The following is a 22,373-nucleotide window of genomic DNA, read 5'->3' on the forward strand; positions in this document are numbered from 1 at the left end:
TTTAACCATTTAATTTTTTCTTTTCCTGCAATATATATTCTGCGGTGCGCATCGATAGCGCTAAAATTGTCCATGTAAGGTTTTTATCTCCTTGTTGTACAAATGGGCCCGCATCGACCACATAGAGGTTTTTACAGTCATGTGCCTGCCCCCATTTGTTTAATACCGAGGTTTTCGGATCGTTACCCATCCTGGTGGTGCCACCTTCATGAATAATTTTTCCGGGAGCCTCCAAACCATATAAGGTGTCGGCACCTGGAATTTTCGACGTGATGACAGCACCCATTTCATGCATAATAGATTGGAATGTCTCTTGCATATGCTTTGCTTGGGCGATTTCTTCATTTGCCCATTTGTAATTGAAACGGAGTACAGGGATACCAAATTTATCAACTTGGCTCGGGTCGATTTCACAGTAGTTATCTTTTCTTGCCAATGCAGTACCACGTCCAGCCATACCAACATTTGCGCCATAGTAACTACGGTAATCTTCTTTAAGCGCTGAGCCATATCCACCCTTTGCTTTTGTTTTTCCGTCGCCACCTTTTCCGGCGTCATTTACCTTTGGTACCCAATTTAGGAATCCATAAGAAGGCATATGCAGACCGCCACCATATTCAATATGGTATCCTCTCGGGAAATTCAGCTTCGCGTTGTCTTCCCACCAAGGTGAATAGATATGGACACTTCCAACACCGTCTTCGTTATATCTTTTGCGGTCGAGTAATTGTGGCAAATAACCAGAGAGACTGGCTCCAGTGGAGTCATGGAGGTATCTGCCGACCAAGCCGCTGCTGTTACCAACACCACCCGGATGCGCTTTAGATTTTGAATTTAACATAATCCGGGCGCTTTCACAGGCACTGGCTCCAAGAATTACAGTTTTTCCTTTTACCGTATATTCCTGTAAATCTTTTGTGTCAACATAGGATACACCGATAGCCAATCCTTCGTCGTTGGTCAATACTTCTCGTACCATTGCATTGTCGATTACCTTTAAATTCCCTGTTTTCATTGCGGGAATGACCAAGCAAGATGAGGATGAGAAATCGCCATATACTTTACATGCACGACCACATTGGCCACAGTAGAAACAAGTGCCTCGGTCTTTAATATCTTTGGATACTTCGGTCAACACGGCACCCCGTCCCGGAATGACAGGTACCCCCGCTTTCTTAGCCCCTTTTGCAATATATAGTTCATTAAGACGAGGCTTAGGAGGTTTCATAAAAATACCATCAGGTTCATTATGTATACCCTCGGCTGTACCATAAATACCGATCATACGGTCTACGCGATCATAAAATGGTTTGACTTCATCATAAGTGATAGGCCATTCATCGGTGATACCATCTTTAGGTTTGAAATCATCGGGACCCATACGCAATGAAATACGGCCCCAGTGATTGGTTCTACCACCAAGCATCCTTGCTCTGAACCATTCAAATTCGGTTCCACTAACTTTACTGTAAGGTTCTCCTTCTATTTGCCAGCCACCAAAGGCCGCATCGAAATCGCCAAAAGGTCTTGTTGTACCAGCTCCTCTCCGAGGTGATTCCCAGGGCCAACGTAACTGCAACGAATCTTTTGCGGGATCGTAAAATGGGCCAGCCTCCAGCATCAATACTTTGAGACCCGCATGTGCCAGGATATATCCGGCCATACCTCCACCTGCACCTGAGCCTACGACAATAGCGTCAAACAATTCGGGATTCTCTTTAATTTGATAATTTGACATAATTAAATTGAGTAATTAATTGAAAAGTCTGCGAGATACATTTTTTTTGAGAAATTTTATATCTGCAGGAAGGTTCAACTAATTGATGGTTATTGTTTCATGTTTAAAATCATCGTGAATATATTGATAAAATTTTATTTTTTTTCAATTTAATTTATCGTTTTAGCATTATTTTAAATAAAGAATAGGAGATTGTTACAAAACAATGTGTAGTTTGCTGGAATGAAACTCGATTGGTCGGGTATGCTGAGATAAAAATTGAGCCGATATCAAGGCATCAGAAATATCGGCTGTTTTGTTTTACCTAATTTTTTAAGCTGATCGTTCTGTCTATGCCGATATCATCTTGAAACATTTCATCATGTGAGATGACAAGGAGTGTGCCTTTATAATGTTGAATCGCTCGGGTAAGGATACGAATGTTTTGAATATCCAGATTATTGGTAGGTTCATCTAACACAATGAGATCCGGAGCCTGTTGTTTAATTGTCAAGCAGCATAGGATCAGGCGCATTTTTTCGCCGCCACTTAAAAGTCGACAAGGTTTGTCCCAGTCATCCTTCCCAAATAAAAAGCGGTTGAGTCTGATTTTGATCTCATGTTCTGGTAGCGATGCACTATTATAGTATTGAGCCTGCTCATAAACACTCAACTGGAGGTCAATAAGTGAGTACTCCTGGTCGAGATAGATAGCGCTAAAGTGCTGTCGCTCAACCTGACCTTGAGAGGGGCTGAGCTGACCTAACAGGATTTTGATCAATGTGGTTTTACCGGAACCATTTTTTCCCTGCAAGATAATACGCTCCCCGCTGAATATTTGCAGATTCATATTCTCCGGCCAAAGTTCGGCTGTATTGTGTTTGAAGTTGATTTTGGTCGCTTTTATCATACTTTTTCCGCGTGGGAAGTCGCTGTTTCCTAAGTCAATTTTCATTTCATCTAAGGCAGCTTTCGTACCTCTAAGTTCTTGCAGATTGGATTTCATGTCTCCAATTTTGTCCTGATGGATACTTTTGATTTTGGCCGTACTTTTTTCGGCATTATTCCGTAGTGTATTCATCATGATGCGGGCAACACCTGCTTTTTCCTGTTTTTTTTGACCACGATTGTTTAATCTGTTTTGCCGTTCAATCGTTTCTCTTTCTTTCTCTTTGGCTGTTCTGATCGCTTTTTCCTGATGATGGATATCCTGCTCTAGCGCATTGCGTTCTATTTCTTTTTGAGATTCGTAAAATACATAGTTTCCACCGTATCGTTTTATACCCCTCGGTGTCATTTCTAGTGTGTCCTCCAATAGATTGAGCAGTGTTCGGTCATGGCTGACAACAACAATGGTTTGTTTTGAAGACTGTATCCATTGATAGAGCAGCTTTTTACTGTCAATATCCAGGTGATTGCTGGGTTCATCCAACAGAATAAGCTCACATTCGTGAATTTGAATCCCTGCCAACAAAACTTTTGCCTTTTGGCCACCACTGAGATCCGACATTTTCTGCGTCAAATGAATTTCGGGTAAATTCCAATACCCAAAAGCCTCTTGGCAGCGTTCTTCCAGCGTCCAGTCATCTTGAAGGATATTAAAATTTTCTTCTGAGGCATTGCCAGCTAAGATGGCATAAAAAGCATTTAGTTTTTTGTCAATGCCAAGAGTCTGTGCGACCGTTAAATCATCGTATTGTCCGGTAATTTGTGGCACATAAAAAGGGCGGGTATCACTATGCATACCGCCTGTTGTGGGCAATAGCTCTCCGGCGATAAGGCGCAATAATGTTGATTTACCAACACCGTTGTTACCAATTAATGCTATTTTCTCGTGTGAGTTGATTGTTAGACTTATGTTTTCAAACAATAAATCTTTATTCGGATGTATATAGGATATCTGTTGTAATGAAATCATACTAAAATTCTTTATAATGTTAAAAACAGGCCATTTCGGTAAGTTATTTACCGTTGGTATTTATTACGCTCTAAAGAATCTTAATCTTACATACAGTTTTTATTTGAATTTAAGAGCTACAAATATACCAGTTTATTTCTAATCTCAAAACAGCTGTTTTTATCTATAGTCAAATTCCTTAATGATTAAACATAAATTTGTATAATAGTGTCCCAAATTTTGAATGTAAATTATTGCTATTTGCGTTGAACAAATCGTATTTTTGAAAAAAAACATGGTGAATAAAATACTTATTATCGATGACGAAGAGAAGCTTCGTAAACTGCTTGCTAAGATCATAAGCTTGGAGGGTTTTGAAGTAATCGAAGCTGCTGATATCAAATCTGGTTTGAAAAAGCTTGATATTTTCGACATCGATGTAGTATTATGCGATGTTAAGTTGCCTGATGGTAACGGGGTGGAGACTGCAAAATTGATTAAGGAACGCTATCCAATTGTTGAAATCATATTATTGACTGCCTATGGTAATATTCCTGATGGGGTTCAGGCGATTAAAAATGGTGCTTTTGAGTACATTACCAAAGGTGATGACAACAACCGGATTATTCCTTTACTCTATAAAGCCTGTGAGAAAGTAGCATTAGCGCGCAGGGTAAGACAGTTGGAGAAACAATTAGGTAATAGGCTTTCCTTTGACAAAATTATAGGGAGTTCTGTTGCGATTAAATCGGCTATTGCGCTTGCACAAAAGGTATCCGTAACTGGTACGACTGTTCTGCTAACCGGAGAAACAGGAACCGGTAAAGAGGTATTTGCACAAGCGATTCATCAGGCCAGCCCACGCAAGGAGCGTAGTTTTGTCGCCATTAATTGTGCGGCTTTCACAAAAGATTTATTGGAAAATGAACTGTTTGGACATAAAGCAGGGGCTTTTACAGGAGCGACAAAGGATCAGCGCGGTCTATTCGAAGAGGCTCATTTGGGGACTATTTTTTTGGATGAGATCGGTGAGATGGCGATTGAACTTCAAGCCAAAATTCTACGCGTACTGGAGACTGGCGAATTTTTAAAGGTAGGTGATTCCAAGCCAACAAAAGTGGATGTCCGCATTATTGCTGCAACAAATCGGGATCTTGAAGCCCAAATCGATTCAGAACATTTTAGAAGTGATTTATTTTATAGATTGTCAGTCTTTACGATTCAGCTGCCACCCTTACGTGAACGTGTTGAGGATATTCGATTGCTGGCTCAGTATTACGCAGATATTTTTGTGGCAAAATCGAATCTCAAACCGCTAAAAATGACTGCTGAATTTGTTGCGGCTCTCGAACGAAATCCTTGGCGGGGAAATATCCGTGAATTGAAAAATGTGATTGAACGTAGTGTCATACTGAGTGAAGATGGACTGCTTGATCTGAGCAGTCTTCCTTTTGGAATGAATAATTTGAAATCGGAACAAGCGCTGTCTTCCGGTTTTTCCATGGCAAATATAGAACGTCAACACATTCAGCGTGTATTGCAATATACAAATGGGAATAAAGCTGAAGCCGCACGATTGCTGGAGATCGGTGTAGCGACACTATACCGGAAAATTGAGGAGTATAAAATGCAATGACCTACAATAGATCCTGCGGCATGTCAGCCAGCGGCCACAGGATCGGCAAACCGCTAAAGTTTTATCTCGTTATCATCAATAAGTTTAGCATCCCGTGTATTTTTCTGAACTGCGATCGCAGAGAATATACTTAAAGAAAAAGACATGGCATAGAATCCTTTTTCGCTCAGTAGCAGATCAGCATTCCATAATCCGATAATCAATAAGACTACCGCAGCAATTGTTGCAAACCAACTTAGACCATAATAAAGTTCGGTTACAGCAAGTCCTTCAGCTTTATCTCTAACACTTTTTTGAACAGAAATAACAGCAAATAGGGCAAACAGTAGAATGGTAAAATAATATCCCTTTTCATTGAGAGCCATAGTAGCATTCCATAATCCGACACAGTAACCAATAGTTCCTACCAATAGAGCTGTCCACGATGCGCCAATGAAGGCTCCTGTGGGTTTGAAAGGATTTCTTGTGTTCGAATCCTTTTTTGAAATTTTTTCTTCAATCATGTTTTTTAGCGGTTCCATAATTTTAATTTTTTATTGTTGTTTTTGTTATTTGTTAATTCAAATATCAGGAGTATCCACTATGATATAAAATCAATTTGTTTAAAATACTGATGATATATTTTTATTTGTTAAATTTGATTTTCCGCTAAATTTGACGATATGGATTCAATTGTAGAGCTTATTAGTGTATTAGATATCGATGATATTAAAGACTTTAAAGGGTTTTTGAAAAAGAAAAATAAGCGTAATGATGTCAAGAATATCCGGTTGTTCGAAATTTTAGAAACTGATGATATAAATAGATTAAAAAAACTATATGGATCTTCGAAAAATAAAGATGCTTATCATGCATTAAGGAAAAGATTACATGATAGTCTACTATTGTTTATTTCAAATAAAACATTTGAACGGGATAACAGTGAGGCTCATGAAGCCTTGAGATTGCTTATTGTTGGACGTTTTTTGTTGGAGAATGATCTGATAAAACCTGGATTTAAATGTCTTCAACGGGCCGAACAAAAAGCTTTACTGCTGGAGCAGTTTAGCTTGCTCAATGAAATCCTGCAACTGAGGTTACAATATGCATATTTGGAATCCAAACCTAATTTAGAACTGCTGATCGATCGTCTGATGACAAACCAACATAAAATGCAGCAAGAGGTGAAATTCCAAATTGCCTATGCATTTCTAAGGGTTGAATTGCAAGATATCCATTTGAAGGGGAAGATCGTTGATCTAAATCGGTTGGTGATCGATACAATTGGCAAGTATGATATTTCATTGCGGCAACTGTTGTCTTTTAAGTCGCTATATCAGCTATTGTTTATCGCTAATGAATATGCTACGATACATCAGAATTATGCCTTAGTTCGGTCGTTTTTGAAAACAAGCGATGAATTTATAACAAAGCAAAAGGTGAGTTCGGCGCATCACTTGTTTTACTACCTACATATTCTCTATTACCTTGCTAATTTCAATTTGCGGAATGGATTATTTCGCGAGAGTTTAGCGTATTTGGAGCAGCTGATTGAAGGCTGTTCTCCGGGGAGCGTTCTGCGGGTTCAGTTTCAACTACGTTATTATTTGCTCAAGGCGCTAAATTACCATTACATGGGAGAAGGGGCAAAGACGCTTGCTATTTTACGTTTAGGGATCCAACAATCGACATTAAAGTCCAACGAGACTGATATTGCGGATCTGCAATTATGCCTGGTTATGTTTCTGACACAATTTCAAGATAAACATGCGTTAACAGAATTAAGAAAGTTGATTCGAACGGATGCTTGGTATGAGAAGAAAATGGGCATGTTATGGACGATTCGTAAGAGCTTGTTGGAGATATTGATCCATATTCAGTTTGAGGATATTGATCTGGCAATTTCGCGCGTGAAAAGCTTTAGGCGTCGGTACAAAAAATACCTGGAAACCGTTCAGGAAGGTCGGGTTGTTAATTTTTTAAGACTGGTTGAAAAATACCTACAAAATCCAGAGATCGTAAAGAATACTATTTTTATAGCCGATATAGAGGCCATGGCTGGTCGTGCAGAAAATCAGGATTTGTTTGTGCTGGGGTTCATTGCTTGGTTGAATTCCTTAGTCACATCGGAAAGCCCTTATCAGGCTTTATTGAGTTTGGTTAAGAAATTGGAGCTGAAAAAGGATCAATAATAGATGTTTAAGACAATTTGTTTTTGTGAGGAGTCAATAATAGGCTGAAGTCTTTCGTAGAATTTTACGCTTACCATTGGGCAGCCCTGGCTTAAACATATTGGAGCAATCTGTTCATCATAGGGCATGCTATCGTATTTATGTAAAACAATGTTTCTGCCGTAGGCGTTGCTATTGGAGGCTTCAAGCCCATATAACTTATAAGCTTTTCCGAAACGGCCATTATAAGATGTGCCGATCGAATATATACCCAAAGAGGTCGCATACGAGTTGTCCTGATTGCTGAATTTTAATCTGCCGGCTTTTCCGGTTTCCGAACCTGAACCATGGGCTACTAAACCTTGATCCAGGATCCGGTTGTTTTGGAGATCAACAACAAAAAAGCGATTCCTTCCCGAAAGTTTCTTCATGTCGAGAAGAAAAGCGATGTTCTTATTGTATTTTTTATCCTTTTTAACGAGATCTTTGACCCGATTGAATGCGTCAATATACCGTGCTGAGTCTGATGCCGCAATGTTGTTGGTATTGTCTGCAGCAAATGTGTGCTTTCGGGAAACTTTGAAAGCGATCACACCTATCCCGATCACGATAATGAGTAGAATGAACTTATTCATTTATTAGGTTGACTTTTTTGTTCAACAAAGTGTGCACATTTGTTTTTCAATCGCCTATTGTTGTTATTCTATTGTTTTATTAAATCGCGCAAAGGATTTCCAATATTTATCTTTATAGATAGCATAGTCGATTTCAAGCCTATTTTGATATTGCGTAATTAACTGATCTATTATTTGGGATGATTTCCTGAATTCTGTACAGGCCAGGTAAACTTCCCGTATGTTGTCCGCAGTTTCTCGTCCAATATTGAGATAACCGATATCATGAGGGAGGCCAGCCATTAAGTCGTCTTCGAATTTATCCATTAAATCGTATGTCGTCTGGTCAGGCATACCATTGGTTGAAGTTCCATCGTAATTGATCCGCAATGTTATGATCCAGGGGTGTGATACCTTCCCGTCCCAGTCTAAAAGTGTTGTATTTATTATGGCCAAAATAGGCAAATCGTTTTGCATCATGCCCTCAAAAGCGGTGTATGAATCATTTTCGGTTTCATGCCTGACATCCGTATATTTTTCGACAAATTCTTTTTCTCGCCATATCAAATAGTCTTTTAGTTTGATCAATGGAATGAGTTCTCCTGCTGCCTGGTCGCTAGATGTGACGTTTAAATTGTCAATGGTGATGATTGAGTTTAGTTCGCCAATATAATTATCTAAGAATATTTCAACCCCATGAGCGATGTTGGCTTTGTCTTCTTCCGTGTAATTGGGGTGAACAATTACAATATCGACATCATCTGGACGGTATTTGTGTTCAATGGGGTAAAAATACATGTCATTAATGTCAAAGGAAAAACCGTATATCGTTATTTTGAATTTTTCCATGTCTTCTATAGCCGGTTTTAAGGCGGTAAATTTCCAATTTGGGAGCGTAGGAGCTGAGCTGATCAAGGCCTCGACGAACGCGATATTTTTTACAACCCCATCGGGAGTAATAACAAGCTCAGCAATATTATCGCTGTACATTCCAGTTAGAAAATAGAGTTCTTTTCGAAGCGCGTCAATTTTTGGGGAGAGCTTGCTAAAAAAATTCTGATCAATGTGATCCCCATTTTTTACAATTTGAAAAAAAGTTTGTTCGTTTTTTGCAAACCAATTCCAAAAATCCTGTATACTATCTTTTTTATTTTCTTTCTTTCCAAAAATTTTGTTAAAAAAACCCATAGTTACTATTTATTCGATTCGAACCCTATATCGTATGTAAGACCTGTTACACCTTTGTTTTTAAAATTAATGATATAATTATGATCCAACAAGTGATTTGCTGTTTAAAAATTATGTGACAAACAATTGGTCTAGCAGTTTGTTAAGGATAGTATTGGAAAATATAAATTAGGATGGAGCAGCTGAAATACCCATGACTGATAACAAACAGATTTGCGCGAATAATCAGGATAATCCATTTGATAAAAAAACAAACCGAGTGTATCGCGTTCGGATATTGCAGTGAGAATAGATGCTTATACGGCCGAGAGCTTGTGAATACTTTAATCAGAAAATAATTGATGAACAAATAATTATTTAAATATGAAATTTAACAAATTAACATTTTGCCTATTGGCAACATCTGCAGTACTTTCTTTTTCTGCATGTAAATCGGGGTTATCGGATGATAAACTAGAGGAAAAGATAGAAAATGCACTTACGGGACGTAAAACTGTTGATGTTGAGGTCGAAAAAGGAAAAGTAATCCTTAGCGGCACTGTAGCGTCAGAGGAAGAAAAACAACAAATTGAATCGATCGCAAAAACAGCAGGGGATAAGGATATTAAATCTATTCAAAATGATATCGTTGTGAGTGCACCTGTTGCAACAACACCGGCACCTATTACAGTATCAAATAATGATGCTACACTTGGTGCAGCTGTAAATACGTTCATGAAAGATTTTCCATCCGTTCAGGCGAGTGTTAAAGATGGGATTATTTCGGTAACAGGAACGTTGGAACAGGCAAAGATTGTTACATTGAAACAAGGTTTGGATAATCTAAATCCAAAAAAAGTGGATTTGAGTGGTATTGTTGTAAAAAAATAAAATAGCAAAAATTATGTCATTACAAGAAAAATATAAAGTTCTTTTGGATACTGCGCAATCTTCAGGAGTTAACGATCTGAATTACGCTGAAATGGATGGTGTGCTTCAGATTAGGGGTACTGCACCTACCGCAGATGTGAAAAATAAACTGTGGGAAATTTATGGAAATATAGATCCAAACTTCCAGACTGGTGATGTCGTCTTAAATGTTGATGTGGCTACGGAGGTGCCCGGAAGCCAGGTGAAGGTAATCACAGAGAATAGCAACTTGAATATTAGAAAAGGCCCCGGAACTGACCAGCCTATTGTAGGAAAAGCAGCGAAGGGTGAAATTATCACATTGATCAGCAAAGCTAATGACCAATGGTGGTTAGTGCGGACCAACGATAATGAAGAAGGGTATTGCTATGCGCAATACCTTGAGTCTATCTAATACGCTCAGTCCCTGAATAAAATACAAGGAGATCTATCTTAATGATATTTCTCCTTTTTTTGTCTCTATGCGATTGTTTTAAGGTTTTAATATTTCCTGTTTGAATTTAGTTTTATCTGGACTTGCGGTTTTTGGTGTAATAATTGTAACATATATTTTGCAACAAACTTATTACAATATGTCGAAATTGAAATTTTTCTTGTTCCCATGTATCGCTTTGTTGGGACAAATAGCCGTAGCCCAGGAGTATGTCCGATTGGATAAAGACAGGTATCAGTTACATTTATCAGAATCTCCAAAAGACACTATTAACATCGTTGAACAAGGACAAGTCACTAAATTGAAGCAAGGAAAATATATTGTGCAGCAAAATCAATTTATGGGCCCCTCTAATGCCTTTATTGCCGTCAACAAAGATGGTTTAGTGGATGGAAATTTTAAGATTGAAAAGGAAGGAAAGCGTGCTGTAGTTCAAGTCAGGCATGGTGTGATGCAGCAAATGGACGTGCAGACTGATGCGACATTGGATTTTCAGTATACAATTACGGATACTTCAAGTGTACAGCGTGATTTTCGAAACGGTAAAATCAGTCAGGAAAAGATAGTGATTTATCAGCCTAATATAGGGAAGAAGAAAGTATTAAAGACTTTTTTTGACAGCTACTATATCGTTGAAAATGAGTTTGACCACAGTAAATCGGAGTATGGCCTGGATAACAAGTTACTTTATAAAGCGAAGTTGGATTGTGTCGGTCAGGTCGTCGAATCGAAGTCTTTCAATAGGGACGGCCAACTACTTAAACATACCTATAAAAAAGATAAAGTCAATTATACCGACTTATATCAGCATAATAATCTTGTCGAGCGTCTGTACAAATCCAATGGTTCGAGCTATAGAGAATATTTTAAGAACCAATTATTATTGAAGAAAATTGTTGAGAAAAAACGAAATGGCCGAGTTGAGAGATATGTATATAATGCCGAGGGTAAATTACTGGAGAAAAGCAATGGCAGTGGATCGAAAAAAGGAGATGAGAATAACGTGTAGTTGAGTTTTTGATAATTAAGGAGGAATAAGGTGTAATTGGGCGCCTGATAAGAGCTGATTGGAGTCAGATGTCATGTGGTATTGAATAGGAGGGGATGGTATTACTATATTATCGTGGCTTTTTTGATTTTTGGAAATATAGCGTTAACTTTGTTGAGGCAATGAAGAAAATGAACAACATATTACGTCTTCCATTTTTCTTTAATTATTATCTCCCGATAGTAGTTCGGGAACCTTATGCCTATTAAAATTTAGAAAATTTAATTATTTATATAGCTAAGCCCGAACATAACGTTCGGGCTTTTTTGTTTTTATAGCATTATGTTAACAGATTTAGAAGAAAACATTGAAATTATGTTGCCAAAGGATGGGCTGAGGTCCAAATTGCAACAATCCAAAGAAACTCGGCGTCCGCTGATTATTAAACTCGGGTTTGATCCTACGGCTCCAGATCTTCATTTGGGGCATGCTGTGGTGTTGAAAAAGCTTAAGCAATTTCAGGAATTGGGCCATCAAATCGTCGTTTTGGTTGGGAGTTTTACCGCACGGATAGGGGATCCAACAGGCAAAAATAAAGCGCGCAAACCTTTGAATCAGGAAAAAATAGCTGAGAATGCTGCAACCTATATTGCGCAATTAGCTAAAATCATTGATATGTCAAAAACAAAAGTTGTCTTTAATGGTGATTGGTTGGATCAATTGGATTTTGCGGAGGTTATTCAGCTTGTTTCAAAAGTGACGGTCGCACAGCTTATGCAACGGCATGATTTTCATAAGCGCTTTACAGACAATCAGCCGATCGCCATGCATGAACTTATCTATCCAATATTGCAGGGGTTTGATTCCGTACATATCAAAAGCGATATTGAAATGGGTGGGACAGACCAATTGTTTAATTGTACAATGGGACGCCAGCTTCAGGAATCTTTTAATCTTGATCCTCAGCTTGTCTTATGTATGCCGCTGCTCAGAGGATTGGACGGTAAGGAGAAAATGAGCAAATCGCTGCACAATACCATTGGACTGTTGGATGAACCGAATGAAATGTTTGGCAAAGCGATGTCTATTCCCGATAGCTTAATCCCAGATTATATTGACCTAACGACAGACTTTACCCCGACGGAAAAGAAGATGCTAAAATCACGGCTAGAAATAGGCGAAAACCCGATGGAAGTCAAAAAGCTTATTGCGCATAATCTCGTAGCTCAATACCACGACCCGCAGGCAGCTGCAGATGCATTGGATTTTTTTGCTAAACAGTTCCAGCAAAAAACATTTGAAGATAAAAGTTTTGAAGAGGTATCGTTGCAACATGTTCATGCGCAATTGGGTTCTGTTGCAAAGCTCGTCGACCTTTGTCACTTTTTAAAGAAAGATCTGAGCAAGTCCGCTATTCGCAGACTCATTGCTGAGGGGGCAGTACAGATTGATTCGAACAAATGGCTGGATGCTGATCTGCCCGTTGATCTGGAAACTGGTTTTAGAATTAAATTAGGAAAAAGAAGTTTTTTTAGATTTGTTTAGGAAGGTTTTGTGAGTCATACCTTTGATATATTTTGTAAAAAAGTGGGAGAATGTAAGGTTGGCCTTTTGGAAACCATAAATATTTTCTACCTTCATACAAAGTCTCACACTTTATTTTGATACCGATTATAAATGGAAACATATAATAATGTTGTTTTGGAGCAGTTGCCCAAACATTTAAAGCGCTATGTAGTCGCCCAGCAATACGAACGTTATACGGCTTTGGATCAAGCCTTGTGGCGGTATGTCATGCGTCAGAATTATTCCTTTTTAAAAGATGTGGCTTATTACCCATACATACCGGGATTGAAGAAAGCGGGGCTTTCCATTGCGCATATACCGGATCTGCAGCAGATGAACGATAGTTTGAAATTAATTGGTTGGGGAGCTGTAACGGTTGATGGATTTATACCACCTGCAGCTTTTATGGAATTTCAGGCACATCGGGTATTGGTTATAGCTGCAGATATTCGACAATTAGAACATATTGAATATACCCCCGCACCAGATATCATTCATGAATCTTCTGGTCATGCACCGATCATCGGTGAGCCCGATTATGCTGTTTATTTGCAGTACTTTGGTGAAATTGGCACAAAAGCATTGTCGTCCCGGAAGGATTTTGAATTGTATGAGGCTATTCGCCATTTATCAATTTTAAAAGAGCACGCGGGTACAACCGAAGCCGAATTGGCGGAAGCTGAAAACAAGTTGAAGACCGTTCAGGACAATATGGGCGAACCTTCGGAAATGGCTTTGCTGAGTAGGTTGCATTGGTGGACTGTGGAGTATGGTCTGATCGGTAGCCTTGATGATCCTAAGATTTATGGCGCAGGTTTGCTGTCTTCCATCGGCGAAAGCGCCAGTTGTATGCAAAAATCGGTGCCGAAGCTACCTTATGATTTAAATACTGTCGCATATACCTATGATATTACTAAGCCACAGCCGCAATTGTTTGTCACACCCAATTTTGAACATTTAATGGATGTCCTGAATCAGTTTGCAGATACCATGGCTTTCCGGCTCGGAGGTAAGCAGAGTTTGGAAAAAGCGATTGAATGTCAGGCTGTATGTACTGCAGTTTATAGTTCTGGATTGCAGGTGTCAGGTCTTTTTAAGGCTGCGAATGCAGATCAATCTATTTCCTACATACAGACAACAGGCCCCACGGCACTGGCGTTTTCTGGGGAGCAATTAGAAGGGCACGGTATCAGTTATCATCGGGAGGGATTTGGTTCTCCGGTTGGTTGTCTGGTAGACAGCAACAAAGACCTGGCCGACTTCTCAGACGAAGAATTGAGCGCTTATGGCATTAGTCAAGGAAAACGATGTTCTTTGCGTTATTCTTCAGGGATCGTGGTTGAGGGTATTGTTTTGAAGGTTGTGCGTCAAGGGGGCAAAGCTGTGTTGATTTCGTTTGACGATTGCGAAGTCTACCGAAATGACCGAAAAGAAATTTATTTTAAACCGGAATGGGGAACTTATGACATGGCTGTTGGTACGGAGATTATTTCAGTCTTTGCAGGTGCAGCTGATAAAGATGCTTATGAGTCCGTTGGCGAAGAGATCGCAGAGCCATCGGCGGTATTGTATACACAAAATGAAGATTCCAAATTACTGTCCTTGCATGCGCTGATCGGAACACTGCGGTCGGGATCATTTGATACGGAGCGTTGGACGGATATCTTTGATCAGTTGTCTGCTGAAATAACAGATAACTGGCTCGCGCTGGTAGAACTTTATGAGATCGCCTGGGCGAATTATGCCTACGACTTAGCTGAAGGTGCACAAGGTAAGCTTAAAGCTATTATTACAATTCGGCCTAGCCTGAAAAAATTGATAGATGATGGTCTACGGGTGGCAAAAGAAGAGTCGTTAAATAATCACTGAGTGAAATGATTGATTCCCATAGTATAATAATCTGGTAAAACTTTTTATATTTGGAACGTTTAATTTATCCAGTTATTTCTGATGAACGAAAAGTATACTCCCGGAAAACATCTGCTGATGACATTGCAGGTCGAGGAGGCATCATTATTGACTACTATAGATCCTTTTTTGGAGTTTACAAAAAAGCAGATCAGTATCCATAATTTACAAATTGTAGGTATTTCCACCCATTCTTTTGAGGGCGGTGGATTTACCGCAGCAATTTGTTTAATGGAATCCCATATCTGTATCCATACCTGGCCGGAATTTGGACAATTGACATTAGATGTTTATCTCTGTAATTATCTAAAAGATAACAGTGAAAAAGTTTTGCATTTGGGTAAGCTCTTTAAAACTTATTTTAACGCAATAGTTATTAACGAAACTGTGGTTAATCGGTAGTTTATGGATGTAATTTGCAAAAAATGTGGCCATGCACACCGGTTTAAGATCGGGGTAACCGATTTTTCCGGTTTCGTTTGTGCAAAATGTCATAGTTATTTTAAAGGTAAGACGGTCGAAACCTTAACTTATGTGAAGGAATTTTCGGCTCCCTTAGTCATGCAGTGGGCTACTTTAGGTGAATCCGTTAAATTCAAGAGAAATAGCTATTATATTATTTCCAAGATACAGCGCTTTACAAAAAGTGGCGAATATGGAAATGAGTTTGTCGGGTTAAACGCGAATCAAGACGATATTTATTTCAGCGATGGCGTAGACTATGCTTGTGCCTTACATACCATCGATCGAGAGCAGGTGACGCTTTTACCGAAAAGCAACTCATGTAAGTTTGGTAATAGACACTATGACCTGGAGTATACGGAAGAGCAAACCGTTGTCTATGCAGAGGGCTTTGTATTTGAAAATCTGGAATCGACGTCAACGACCCTGACCTACATTCAAACAGTTAATGAGGATCGTTTTATTTCTCAGGAATTCATTGACAATGACGTACAGTACTATCAGGGGATTTACCTGGGGGATGAAGGCTATTATAAAATTTTTGACACTTATAACGACTACATTGCCCGAAAGGAGGGGGTAGGGACGAAGCTGAGAAATATTGGTGTCTTTGCTGTTTTGCTGCTTGCAGTTCTATTCTGGGTTTTAAATTGGGGACAGATCGGTAAGGATACGTATAAGTTTGATGAAAAATTTCCTGCAAAAAAAGCAAACTCGGAATTTGTCGGCGCCTCTTTTGAATTAAAAGGCGATAAACCCAAGAAGCTGGTCCTGGAGGGAATATCGGAATCTAAAAGCCATCCCATCCAGCTGATGATCAAATTGGTGAATGAAAAGACAAATGAGATTATTGAGTCTGGTACAGCTGTCCACGAGAACAATGACGTTAATTACGCAAGTGGATTGACCGTCGATTTTTGCCGTATCCAACCGGGGATCTATCACCTCGTTTTTGTAACCTCTTCAACCAATGGTGCCGCCGATATGGATGTTAATTTTGAACTCACAGAGGACTATAAATTAACATACGGAGGTACCAGTTATACCTTTTTGATTCTTTGTTTAGTGGGTATTGTTGTCCTTGTGGGGATTTTTAGAAGCAAGATTCTCGCGATTAAAAATAAAGATTTTGTTGCTCGGGCTGAAGGTTTAGGTTATTTCGATATCTTAAAATTTGATCGGTTGGGTGTAGCTTTAGTTGCATTTTTTGCCTTTTTTGTTGCAGTTAACCTATTTGTAAATTCCTCCACAGATTGCAGGACTACAATGCGGACAAGCAACTTGGAAGATCATACTTATACAGGGTCAAGATCGCATTATCGTCGATCCTTTTATGGTAGCGGTGGTAGTTATAGTGGATATGGTTCAGGTCATAAATAAAAATTAATATAAAAATGAATTACGAATTGTTTTATAAAGGAATTGCAGCATCATTGATTTATTCGCTTATTGGAATTGCTGTATTGTTATTGGCCTATTGGCTTATCGAGCGATTGACACCGGAACAATCTTGGCAGGAGATCGTAAAGAACAAGAATATGGCTTTGGCGATTGTTTTTGCGGCTTTTATATTAGGCATATCGATTATAATAGCTGCGGCAATACATGGGTAAAAAGAGCAATCTGCCCATTTTTCTCTTATTTGCGGTATTTGTCATTGCTACCTGCGGGCTTATCTACGAGCTGGTTGCGGGTGCATTGGCGAGCTATTTATTGGGAGATTCAGTCAAGCAGTTTTCATTTATTATTGGTACCTACCTATTCTCGATGGGAGTGGGATCTTTTTTAGCGAAGTACATCACCAAAAACCTTTTTGACCGGTTTATTGATATTGAACTGTTGATCGGCGTCATTGGCGGTTGCAGTTCTGTCGTTTTATTTTTACTGTTTCAGCAGGTCGAACACTTTCAATTTGTACTCTATTTCTTTGTTTTTCTGACAGGCTGTCTCTGCGGTATGGAGATACCCTTATTGATGAATATTCTAAAAGATAGGCTTCAGTTTAGGGACTTGGTTTCCAATGTATTTGCTTTTGATTATATCGGCGCATTGATCGCCTCGGTGCTGTTTCCTATCCTGCTGATTCCGAGGTTGGGCGTGATGGGAACATCACTATTTTTTGGGATCATCAATATTTTGGTAGGCGTCTTTCTATCATTCTATCTCGCTAAAAGACTTAAAAATCCCAATTGGATTAAAGCCAAGTCAATAGTTTGTCTGGTATTGCTTTCGGTTGTGTTTTTTTATTCCGATGATTTGCTTAAATATTCCGAAAGTCAATTATATGGGAATAATATTATCTATAAACATTCTACACCCTATCAACGTATTGTTCTGACAGAGAGCAAGGGTGAATATCAATTGTTTCTGAACAATAATTTACAGTTCAACACCAAAGATGAATATCGGTATCATGAGGTTTTGGTGCATCCGGCGATGTCTATGGCTAAAGATGTATCGAATGTATTGGTCTTTGGTGGTGGAGACGGGCTCGCTGTCCGGGAGGTTCTGAAATATCCAGGTGTAAAAAAGGTTACATTGGTGGATCTGGACGAGGGTATGACCAAATTGTTCCAAACAAATGAACTACTGGTCAGTCACAACAAGGGCTCGCTGAACGACGCAAGGGTAAAAGTGATCAATCAGGACGCATTTATCTGGGCAAAATCTGCAAAGGAAAAATACGATGTCATGATTATCGATTTTCCGGATCCATCAAACTATAGTCTTGGAAAATTATATACGACAAGTTTTTATCAAAGTCTATTGCCGCTGATGACACCCTATACTATGGTGTCCGTACAGACAACTTCGCCTTATTTTGCACCCAAATCTTACTGGTGTATCCATGAGACAATCAGCACGGTTTTTCCAAATACCGTCGCCTATCATACCTATGTGCCGTCCTTCGGCGAATGGGGGTTTTGTCTATTTTCAGCGAATATGACACAACAATTTAAGCATATCGTCCGACGGGTGGATAAGCTGCGGTATTACAATTATCATTTTGGAGAACTGACTGAGTTTCCGGCCGACATGCGTGCGGATCATGTAGAAATAAACCGTTTGGACAATCAGATTTTAGTGCGGTATTTTGATGAAGAATGGAGTAAGATTTAATCCCTCGCGGCGTGGTTTTCTCAAGCTTGCATTCTTGGGGGCAATCGGCCTGCAGTTTGCTCAGGCCTGTAAAAAAAAGGTGAACCGTATTTTTTTGCGCCTAACGGGGACAGATCATATTTTGGGGCATCGTCTGCGATTCCAAGATTTCCCCAAATCTACAGCGGTGGTTGAAATACCTATTCTGATTCTCGGTGCTGGCGTAACCGGACTATCGGCTGCCTATCGTTTGCAACAAAAGGGAATGAACGATTTTCTGCTTTTGGACATGGAGTCTGAAGTAGGAGGCAATGCGCGTCATGGCGAGAATGCTTATAGTCGTTATCCACTGGGAGCACATTATCTTCCTATTCCGAATGCTTCCAATAGGGAACTGCTTCGGTTTTTGGAGGAATCGAAAATTATCGTCGGCTGGACGAATGAGGGTGTTCCATTATTTGATGAGGAACAATTGTCCTTTGCCCCGCAGGAACGACTTTTTATCCATAATATCTGGCAGGAAGGCATTGTCCCCAGCTACGGGTTATCCCGGCAGGAGGCGGCTGAAATAGATCGTTTTATGGCACAGATGAGTCAGTTTAAGCAATTGAAAGGTAGCGATGGAAAGTACGTTTTTGATATCCCGATGCGCAATGCTTCGCAGTCGACTGATCTCAAAATATTGGATGTCCTGACGATGCGTTCATGGATGGAATCAGAGGGGTATAAGACGGAACCTGTTTTTAGTTATGTGAACTACTGTTGTCGTGACGATTATGGTACCGGTATTGCAGCCACTTCTGCTTTTGCTGCTATACATTACTTTGCGAGCCGAAAGCACGATTGGTCTGCCTATCAGGATCTGGTGCTCACCTGGCAGGAAGGGAATGGGCGATTGGTTAGCCATTTAAAAAAATATGCGGATGGTAGGGTATTGAATAAACATCTGGCTTATCAGATACATATTGGGCAAGATGCTGTGGAAGTGTCAGTCTTCGACGATAAAGCGAAATTGTCAAAGACCATCAGAGCCCAGAAGGTGATCAATTGCTGCCCACAGTTTGTCAATCAGTATCTATTGCCAAACCGTACGGCATTGACGAAAAAATTTCATTATGCACCTTGGATCGTAGCGACTATTGTATTGCATCGTTTCCCTTTTACGGATGGTGCGACACTTTCCTGGGAAAATATTATTTATAACGGAAAAGGATTGGGCTATGTCTATGATCAGCACCAAAGCCTAAATCAGCTGCAAAGCCCTTTTGTGATTACCTACTATCATAGCCTGGGAGATGGGGACCTTAATGGAAACCGGAAGCAGCTATATCAGTGGACAGACCAGCAATGGAAAGAGTTTATTATGGAAGATCTGGAGAAGGCACATTATGGAATAGAAAATGAAGTCATCAGTATTGAAATTTTTCGACACGGACATGGCATGATCAGCCCTGTCAGTGGTTTTCTATCAGACGAAGCGCGTACCGAACTGACAAAACCTATTGCTGATAAAGTCTATTTTGCACATTCTGATTTAAGTGGTATATCTATCTTTGAGGAAGCCTTTTATCAGGGAATCACCATAACCGATCAGGTTTTAGCTGACCTTGGTCAAAAGCAAGCATAGCTGTCGGTCTATGCTTCCGGATTTCTGTTTGTGTGCAATAAATATTACGTCCCCGATATTTTATAGGTTTGCTTATCTGTAGTATTGTGCACCGAAGCTTTTATAGGCTTAATAGTACCTGCCATGCTTTGTCTAATTGCTCTGTATCCAACAATTGCGCCGCGTATTCATGTACTTTTTTTGTCATTTGTGCTGAATCCTGCTGAAAGTTCAGTCGGAGGTAGTTTAAATATTTATCCTCTTGGGAGGCCTGCTCTAAAACTGGCAAGGATTCTACATTGGCCAGTAACCCGAGATGGTTTCCGGTAAGTACTTTGGAAAGGCGAATACTTTCGGGCAGCTGATCTACGCCAATACCCAGACTGCGGAGTGGTTTAGGAACAATAAAGAGGTTTTCATTGGTCACACGGCAGTACCAATCGCCGCCGAGACGGGCGACCAGATCTAGTTCCTCTTGTTTTATCGTATTGTTTTTGTGCAAGAGTTCTTTGTGCACATGCATATAGAGTACTTCTGCAATAACGAGATTTCCTGCGCCGGGTTCGTCGCTCAGGGCGATCACTTCTCTCACGCGACATTCCAGTTGAACCGGAGATTCCGCTACCCGCGGCGGACGAACGTGTAATGATGGGATCGGGGTAAATCCAGATTTGTCAAATTCATTAACCTCCTTGCCGTACTCAGTACTGGCCAGTGACTGTTGCTGTACCATCGCATAGTTTACGATATTGATGACGACCTCGTTGACTTCCTGAATATTGTCCAGTGTATGCTTGGTACTGCCATCACGCATGCGACGCAAGGGTGAGAACACGCATATTGGTGGTTGATGTGACATCAGATTGAAGTAGCTGAAAGGACTCAGGTTGACATTGCCGGCTGCATCGATGGTACTTGCAAAACAGATGGGACGAGGCGCAATAGCATATTTGATTAAATTATCAATGATGGCTTTATCAGCCGAGGACTCAAAAGTGACTGTATCGAAAGAAGAAGAATTCATTTTTTGAATAGATTTATTGGTGGTATAATACAACGGAATTGGAAAGCTTGCCCAAACCTGTTACTTCCAGCTCGATCTGGTCGCCTACCTGCAACCATTGATCCTGATGAGCAGGATTCTCCATGCGTCCAGTGCCGTTGAGTTCTAAAAAACATCCTGTTCCAACTGTTCCGGAGCCGATCACATCTCCCGGAAAGAGACCTACACCATAGGAGACGCGTTCGATAATTTCGGCAAATGTCCAGTGCATCGTAGCAAAATTACCGGAAGAAACCTGTTGACCATTCACGCGACATGACATGTCGAGATTGTATCTGTCACCAATATGATCTCCTGAAGAATTAATTTTATAAGGTTCCAATTCGTCTTTGGTGACTAGCCAGGGACCAATTGCTGTAGCAAAATCCTTTCCTTTGGCTGGACCCAAGCTTAATTTCATCTCGTCCATCTGGAGTTTTCGAGCGCTAAAATCATTCATGATCATGTATCCGGCAATATATTTATCAGCCTCTGAGGCAGGGATATTTATACCTGTTTTATTGATTACGATGGCCACTTCAAGTTCAAAATCCAGTTGCTCAAGATGCAGTGGCATACATTGTATCGGGCCTGGGCCTTGTATGGCCTGATGATTGGAGAAGTAAAAAACAGGAAATTCATCGAATTCCTGAATCATATCCAGTCCGCGGTTTCTTCTTGACGTCGCTACGTGCTGCCGAAAAGCATAGGCATCACGCACTGATGTCGGATGCGGTATCGGTGCAACAAGCTGACTATCTTGTAATAACTGGTAAGGTCTGGACATCCGTCCCTCCAGCAATGCACTGTGATAATACTTTAAATCATTTATGGCTTCATCTCCACGGATCAAAAAATCAGCCATATCGGTCGGAAGGGAAGGGGCTATCTCCGAGCAGGTGTATACCCGGTCATTGATTATAATACCTAATTCATGTTGGCCATTTTTCGTGCACGTAACAATTCTCATATCGGAATATTCTATTGGTTATTCAATCTTTGAATGCGACACAAATATATCGTATAAGTTTTGAAAAAAATATTTCTTACCTTGAAAACAGAAAAATATTCTTACCTTTATTATAACATTATAAACTTGTAAAAATGATCAATCGTGGAATACATCGCTTTGCGTCATCCATGCCCTATATTGCTTTT

Annotated in this window: 19 protein-coding genes; 12 read left to right on the top strand and 7 right to left on the bottom strand. The window is 39.9% G+C overall.

The genetic code is table 11. The annotated features are described in order from the left end of the window. Window position 1: 1 nt before the first annotated feature. Window positions 2–1,738, bottom strand: coding sequence for a GMC family oxidoreductase (locus tag LC454_RS10975; protein WP_223582298.1), 1,737 nt, complete (start codon window positions 1,736–1,738; stop codon window positions 2–4). Window positions 1,739–2,042: 304 nt separating this feature from the next. Next, window positions 2,043–3,635 (bottom strand): ABC-F family ATP-binding cassette domain-containing protein, encoded by a 1,593-nt coding sequence (locus LC454_RS10980; RefSeq protein ID WP_223582299.1) that lies wholly within the window; start codon window positions 3,633–3,635, stop codon window positions 2,043–2,045. A 274-nt stretch (window positions 3,636–3,909) separates the two neighbouring features. Between LC454_RS10980 and LC454_RS10985 the strand changes: the two genes are divergently transcribed. Further along, the gene (locus LC454_RS10985; RefSeq protein WP_223582300.1) at window positions 3,910–5,250 is read left to right on the top strand and encodes a sigma-54-dependent transcriptional regulator; all 1,341 of its coding nucleotides are present in this window, start codon (window positions 3,910–3,912) and stop codon (window positions 5,248–5,250) included. A 53-nt stretch (window positions 5,251–5,303) separates the two neighbouring features. Here LC454_RS10985 and yiaA read toward each other — a convergent pair whose 3' ends face one another. Beyond that, window positions 5,304–5,771, bottom strand: coding sequence for an inner membrane protein YiaA (gene yiaA / locus LC454_RS10990; protein ID WP_120260653.1), 468 nt, complete (start codon window positions 5,769–5,771; stop codon window positions 5,304–5,306). Between the two features lie 141 nt (window positions 5,772–5,912). Between yiaA and LC454_RS10995 the strand changes: the two genes are divergently transcribed. Then, window positions 5,913–7,421, top strand: coding sequence for a hypothetical protein (locus tag LC454_RS10995; protein WP_223582301.1), 1,509 nt, complete (start codon window positions 5,913–5,915; stop codon window positions 7,419–7,421). Here LC454_RS10995 and LC454_RS11000 read toward each other — a convergent pair. After that, entirely contained in the window at window positions 7,415–8,035 is a 621-nt protein-coding gene (locus tag LC454_RS11000; RefSeq protein WP_223582302.1) for a murein L,D-transpeptidase catalytic domain-containing protein, read from the bottom strand. The two genes, LC454_RS10995 and LC454_RS11000, sit on opposite strands and share 7 nt — an antisense overlap. A 63-nt stretch (window positions 8,036–8,098) precedes the next feature. Further along, window positions 8,099–9,202 carry a DUF695 domain-containing protein gene (locus tag LC454_RS11005; RefSeq protein ID WP_223582303.1) on the bottom strand — a complete coding sequence of 368 codons (1,104 nt, stop codon included), beginning with the start codon at window positions 9,200–9,202 and terminating at the stop codon, window positions 8,099–8,101. Between the two features lie 363 nt (window positions 9,203–9,565). Between LC454_RS11005 and LC454_RS11010 the strand changes: the two genes are divergently transcribed. The 10 genes from LC454_RS11010 (at window position 9,566) to LC454_RS11055 (ending at window position 20,194) form a co-directional block, all read left to right on the top strand. After that, window positions 9,566–10,072: a BON domain-containing protein gene (locus LC454_RS11010; RefSeq protein WP_223582304.1), complete on the top strand. Its 507-nt coding sequence runs from the start codon at window positions 9,566–9,568 to the stop codon at window positions 10,070–10,072. A 13-nt stretch (window positions 10,073–10,085) separates the two neighbouring features. After that, entirely contained in the window at window positions 10,086–10,505 is a 420-nt protein-coding gene (locus LC454_RS11015) for an SH3 domain-containing protein (protein ID WP_223582306.1), read from the top strand. A gap of 178 nt (window positions 10,506–10,683) precedes the next feature. Then, window positions 10,684–11,553, top strand: coding sequence for a hypothetical protein (locus tag LC454_RS11020; RefSeq protein ID WP_223582307.1), 870 nt, complete (start codon window positions 10,684–10,686; stop codon window positions 11,551–11,553). A 321-nt stretch (window positions 11,554–11,874) separates the two neighbouring features. Continuing rightward, entirely contained in the window at window positions 11,875–13,077 is a 1,203-nt protein-coding gene (gene tyrS, locus LC454_RS11025) for a tyrosine--tRNA ligase (protein ID WP_223582309.1), read from the top strand. Between the two features lie 132 nt (window positions 13,078–13,209). Beyond that, window positions 13,210–14,967, top strand: a complete 1,758-nt coding sequence (locus tag LC454_RS11030) for an aromatic amino acid hydroxylase (protein WP_223582311.1) — start codon at window positions 13,210–13,212, stop codon at window positions 14,965–14,967. A gap of 81 nt (window positions 14,968–15,048) precedes the next feature. Beyond that, on the top strand, window positions 15,049–15,408 hold the full coding sequence (locus LC454_RS11035; RefSeq protein WP_223582313.1) for an S-adenosylmethionine decarboxylase family protein: 360 nt from the start codon (window positions 15,049–15,051) through the stop codon (window positions 15,406–15,408). A gap of 3 nt (window positions 15,409–15,411) precedes the next feature. Continuing rightward, the gene (locus tag LC454_RS11040; RefSeq protein ID WP_223582315.1) at window positions 15,412–16,848 is read left to right on the top strand and encodes a hypothetical protein; all 1,437 of its coding nucleotides are present in this window, start codon (window positions 15,412–15,414) and stop codon (window positions 16,846–16,848) included. A gap of 14 nt (window positions 16,849–16,862) precedes the next feature. Continuing rightward, complete coding sequence (locus LC454_RS11045) at window positions 16,863–17,081, top strand: DUF350 domain-containing protein (RefSeq protein WP_120260664.1); 219 nt, start codon at window positions 16,863–16,865, stop codon at window positions 17,079–17,081. Continuing rightward, window positions 17,074–18,588, top strand: coding sequence for a polyamine aminopropyltransferase (locus LC454_RS11050; RefSeq protein ID WP_223582317.1), 1,515 nt, complete (start codon window positions 17,074–17,076; stop codon window positions 18,586–18,588). The genes LC454_RS11045 and LC454_RS11050 overlap by 8 nt, the downstream gene beginning before the upstream one ends. After that, window positions 18,566–20,194 (top strand): NAD(P)/FAD-dependent oxidoreductase, encoded by a 1,629-nt coding sequence (locus tag LC454_RS11055; protein ID WP_223582319.1) that lies wholly within the window; start codon window positions 18,566–18,568, stop codon window positions 20,192–20,194. The genes LC454_RS11050 and LC454_RS11055 overlap by 23 nt, the downstream gene beginning before the upstream one ends. 100 nt (window positions 20,195–20,294) lie before the next feature. On the opposite strand, the gene LC454_RS11060 is transcribed toward LC454_RS11055, so the two are convergent. Together LC454_RS11060 and LC454_RS11065 are read right to left on the bottom strand one after the other, a co-directional pair. Beyond that, window positions 20,295–21,197, bottom strand: a complete 903-nt coding sequence (locus tag LC454_RS11060) for a flavin reductase family protein (protein WP_223582321.1) — start codon at window positions 21,195–21,197, stop codon at window positions 20,295–20,297. A gap of 13 nt (window positions 21,198–21,210) precedes the next feature. After that, a complete protein-coding gene (locus tag LC454_RS11065) occupies window positions 21,211–22,185 on the bottom strand; it encodes a fumarylacetoacetate hydrolase family protein (protein WP_223582323.1) in 975 nt (324 codons plus the stop codon). Window positions 22,186–22,373: the final 188 nt, after the last annotated feature.

The organism is Sphingobacterium sp. GVS05A (genome assembly GCF_019969845.1).
Taxonomy (GTDB): domain Bacteria; phylum Bacteroidota; class Bacteroidia; order Sphingobacteriales; family Sphingobacteriaceae; genus Sphingobacterium.

What these genes read in the sequence shown, in the direction of transcription:
- LC454_RS10975 (WP_223582298.1), bottom strand. Translation starts at nt 1,738, where the DNA reads ATGTCAAATTATCAAATTAAAGAGAATCCCGAATTGTTTGACGCTATT.
- LC454_RS10980 (WP_223582299.1), bottom strand. Translation starts at nt 3,635, where the DNA reads ATGATTTCATTACAACAGATATCCTATATACATCCGAATAAAGATTTA.
- LC454_RS10985 (WP_223582300.1), top strand. Translation starts at nt 3,910, where the DNA reads ATGGTGAATAAAATACTTATTATCGATGACGAAGAGAAGCTTCGTAAA.
- yiaA (WP_120260653.1), bottom strand. Translation starts at nt 5,771, where the DNA reads ATGGAACCGCTAAAAAACATGATTGAAGAAAAAATTTCAAAAAAGGAT.
- LC454_RS10995 (WP_223582301.1), top strand. Translation starts at nt 5,913, where the DNA reads ATGGATTCAATTGTAGAGCTTATTAGTGTATTAGATATCGATGATATT.
- LC454_RS11000 (WP_223582302.1), bottom strand. Translation starts at nt 8,035, where the DNA reads ATGAATAAGTTCATTCTACTCATTATCGTGATCGGGATAGGTGTGATC.
- LC454_RS11005 (WP_223582303.1), bottom strand. Translation starts at nt 9,202, where the DNA reads ATGGGTTTTTTTAACAAAATTTTTGGAAAGAAAGAAAATAAAAAAGAT.
- LC454_RS11010 (WP_223582304.1), top strand. Translation starts at nt 9,566, where the DNA reads ATGAAATTTAACAAATTAACATTTTGCCTATTGGCAACATCTGCAGTA.
- LC454_RS11015 (WP_223582306.1), top strand. Translation starts at nt 10,086, where the DNA reads ATGTCATTACAAGAAAAATATAAAGTTCTTTTGGATACTGCGCAATCT.
- LC454_RS11020 (WP_223582307.1), top strand. Translation starts at nt 10,684, where the DNA reads ATGTCGAAATTGAAATTTTTCTTGTTCCCATGTATCGCTTTGTTGGGA.
- tyrS (WP_223582309.1), top strand. Translation starts at nt 11,875, where the DNA reads ATGTTAACAGATTTAGAAGAAAACATTGAAATTATGTTGCCAAAGGAT.
- LC454_RS11030 (WP_223582311.1), top strand. Translation starts at nt 13,210, where the DNA reads ATGGAAACATATAATAATGTTGTTTTGGAGCAGTTGCCCAAACATTTA.
- LC454_RS11035 (WP_223582313.1), top strand. Translation starts at nt 15,049, where the DNA reads ATGAACGAAAAGTATACTCCCGGAAAACATCTGCTGATGACATTGCAG.
- LC454_RS11040 (WP_223582315.1), top strand. Translation starts at nt 15,412, where the DNA reads ATGGATGTAATTTGCAAAAAATGTGGCCATGCACACCGGTTTAAGATC.
- LC454_RS11045 (WP_120260664.1), top strand. Translation starts at nt 16,863, where the DNA reads ATGAATTACGAATTGTTTTATAAAGGAATTGCAGCATCATTGATTTAT.
- LC454_RS11050 (WP_223582317.1), top strand. Translation starts at nt 17,074, where the DNA reads ATGGGTAAAAAGAGCAATCTGCCCATTTTTCTCTTATTTGCGGTATTT.
- LC454_RS11055 (WP_223582319.1), top strand. Translation starts at nt 18,566, where the DNA reads ATGAAGAATGGAGTAAGATTTAATCCCTCGCGGCGTGGTTTTCTCAAG.
- LC454_RS11060 (WP_223582321.1), bottom strand. Translation starts at nt 21,197, where the DNA reads ATGAATTCTTCTTCTTTCGATACAGTCACTTTTGAGTCCTCGGCTGAT.
- LC454_RS11065 (WP_223582323.1), bottom strand. Translation starts at nt 22,185, where the DNA reads ATGAGAATTGTTACGTGCACGAAAAATGGCCAACATGAATTAGGTATT.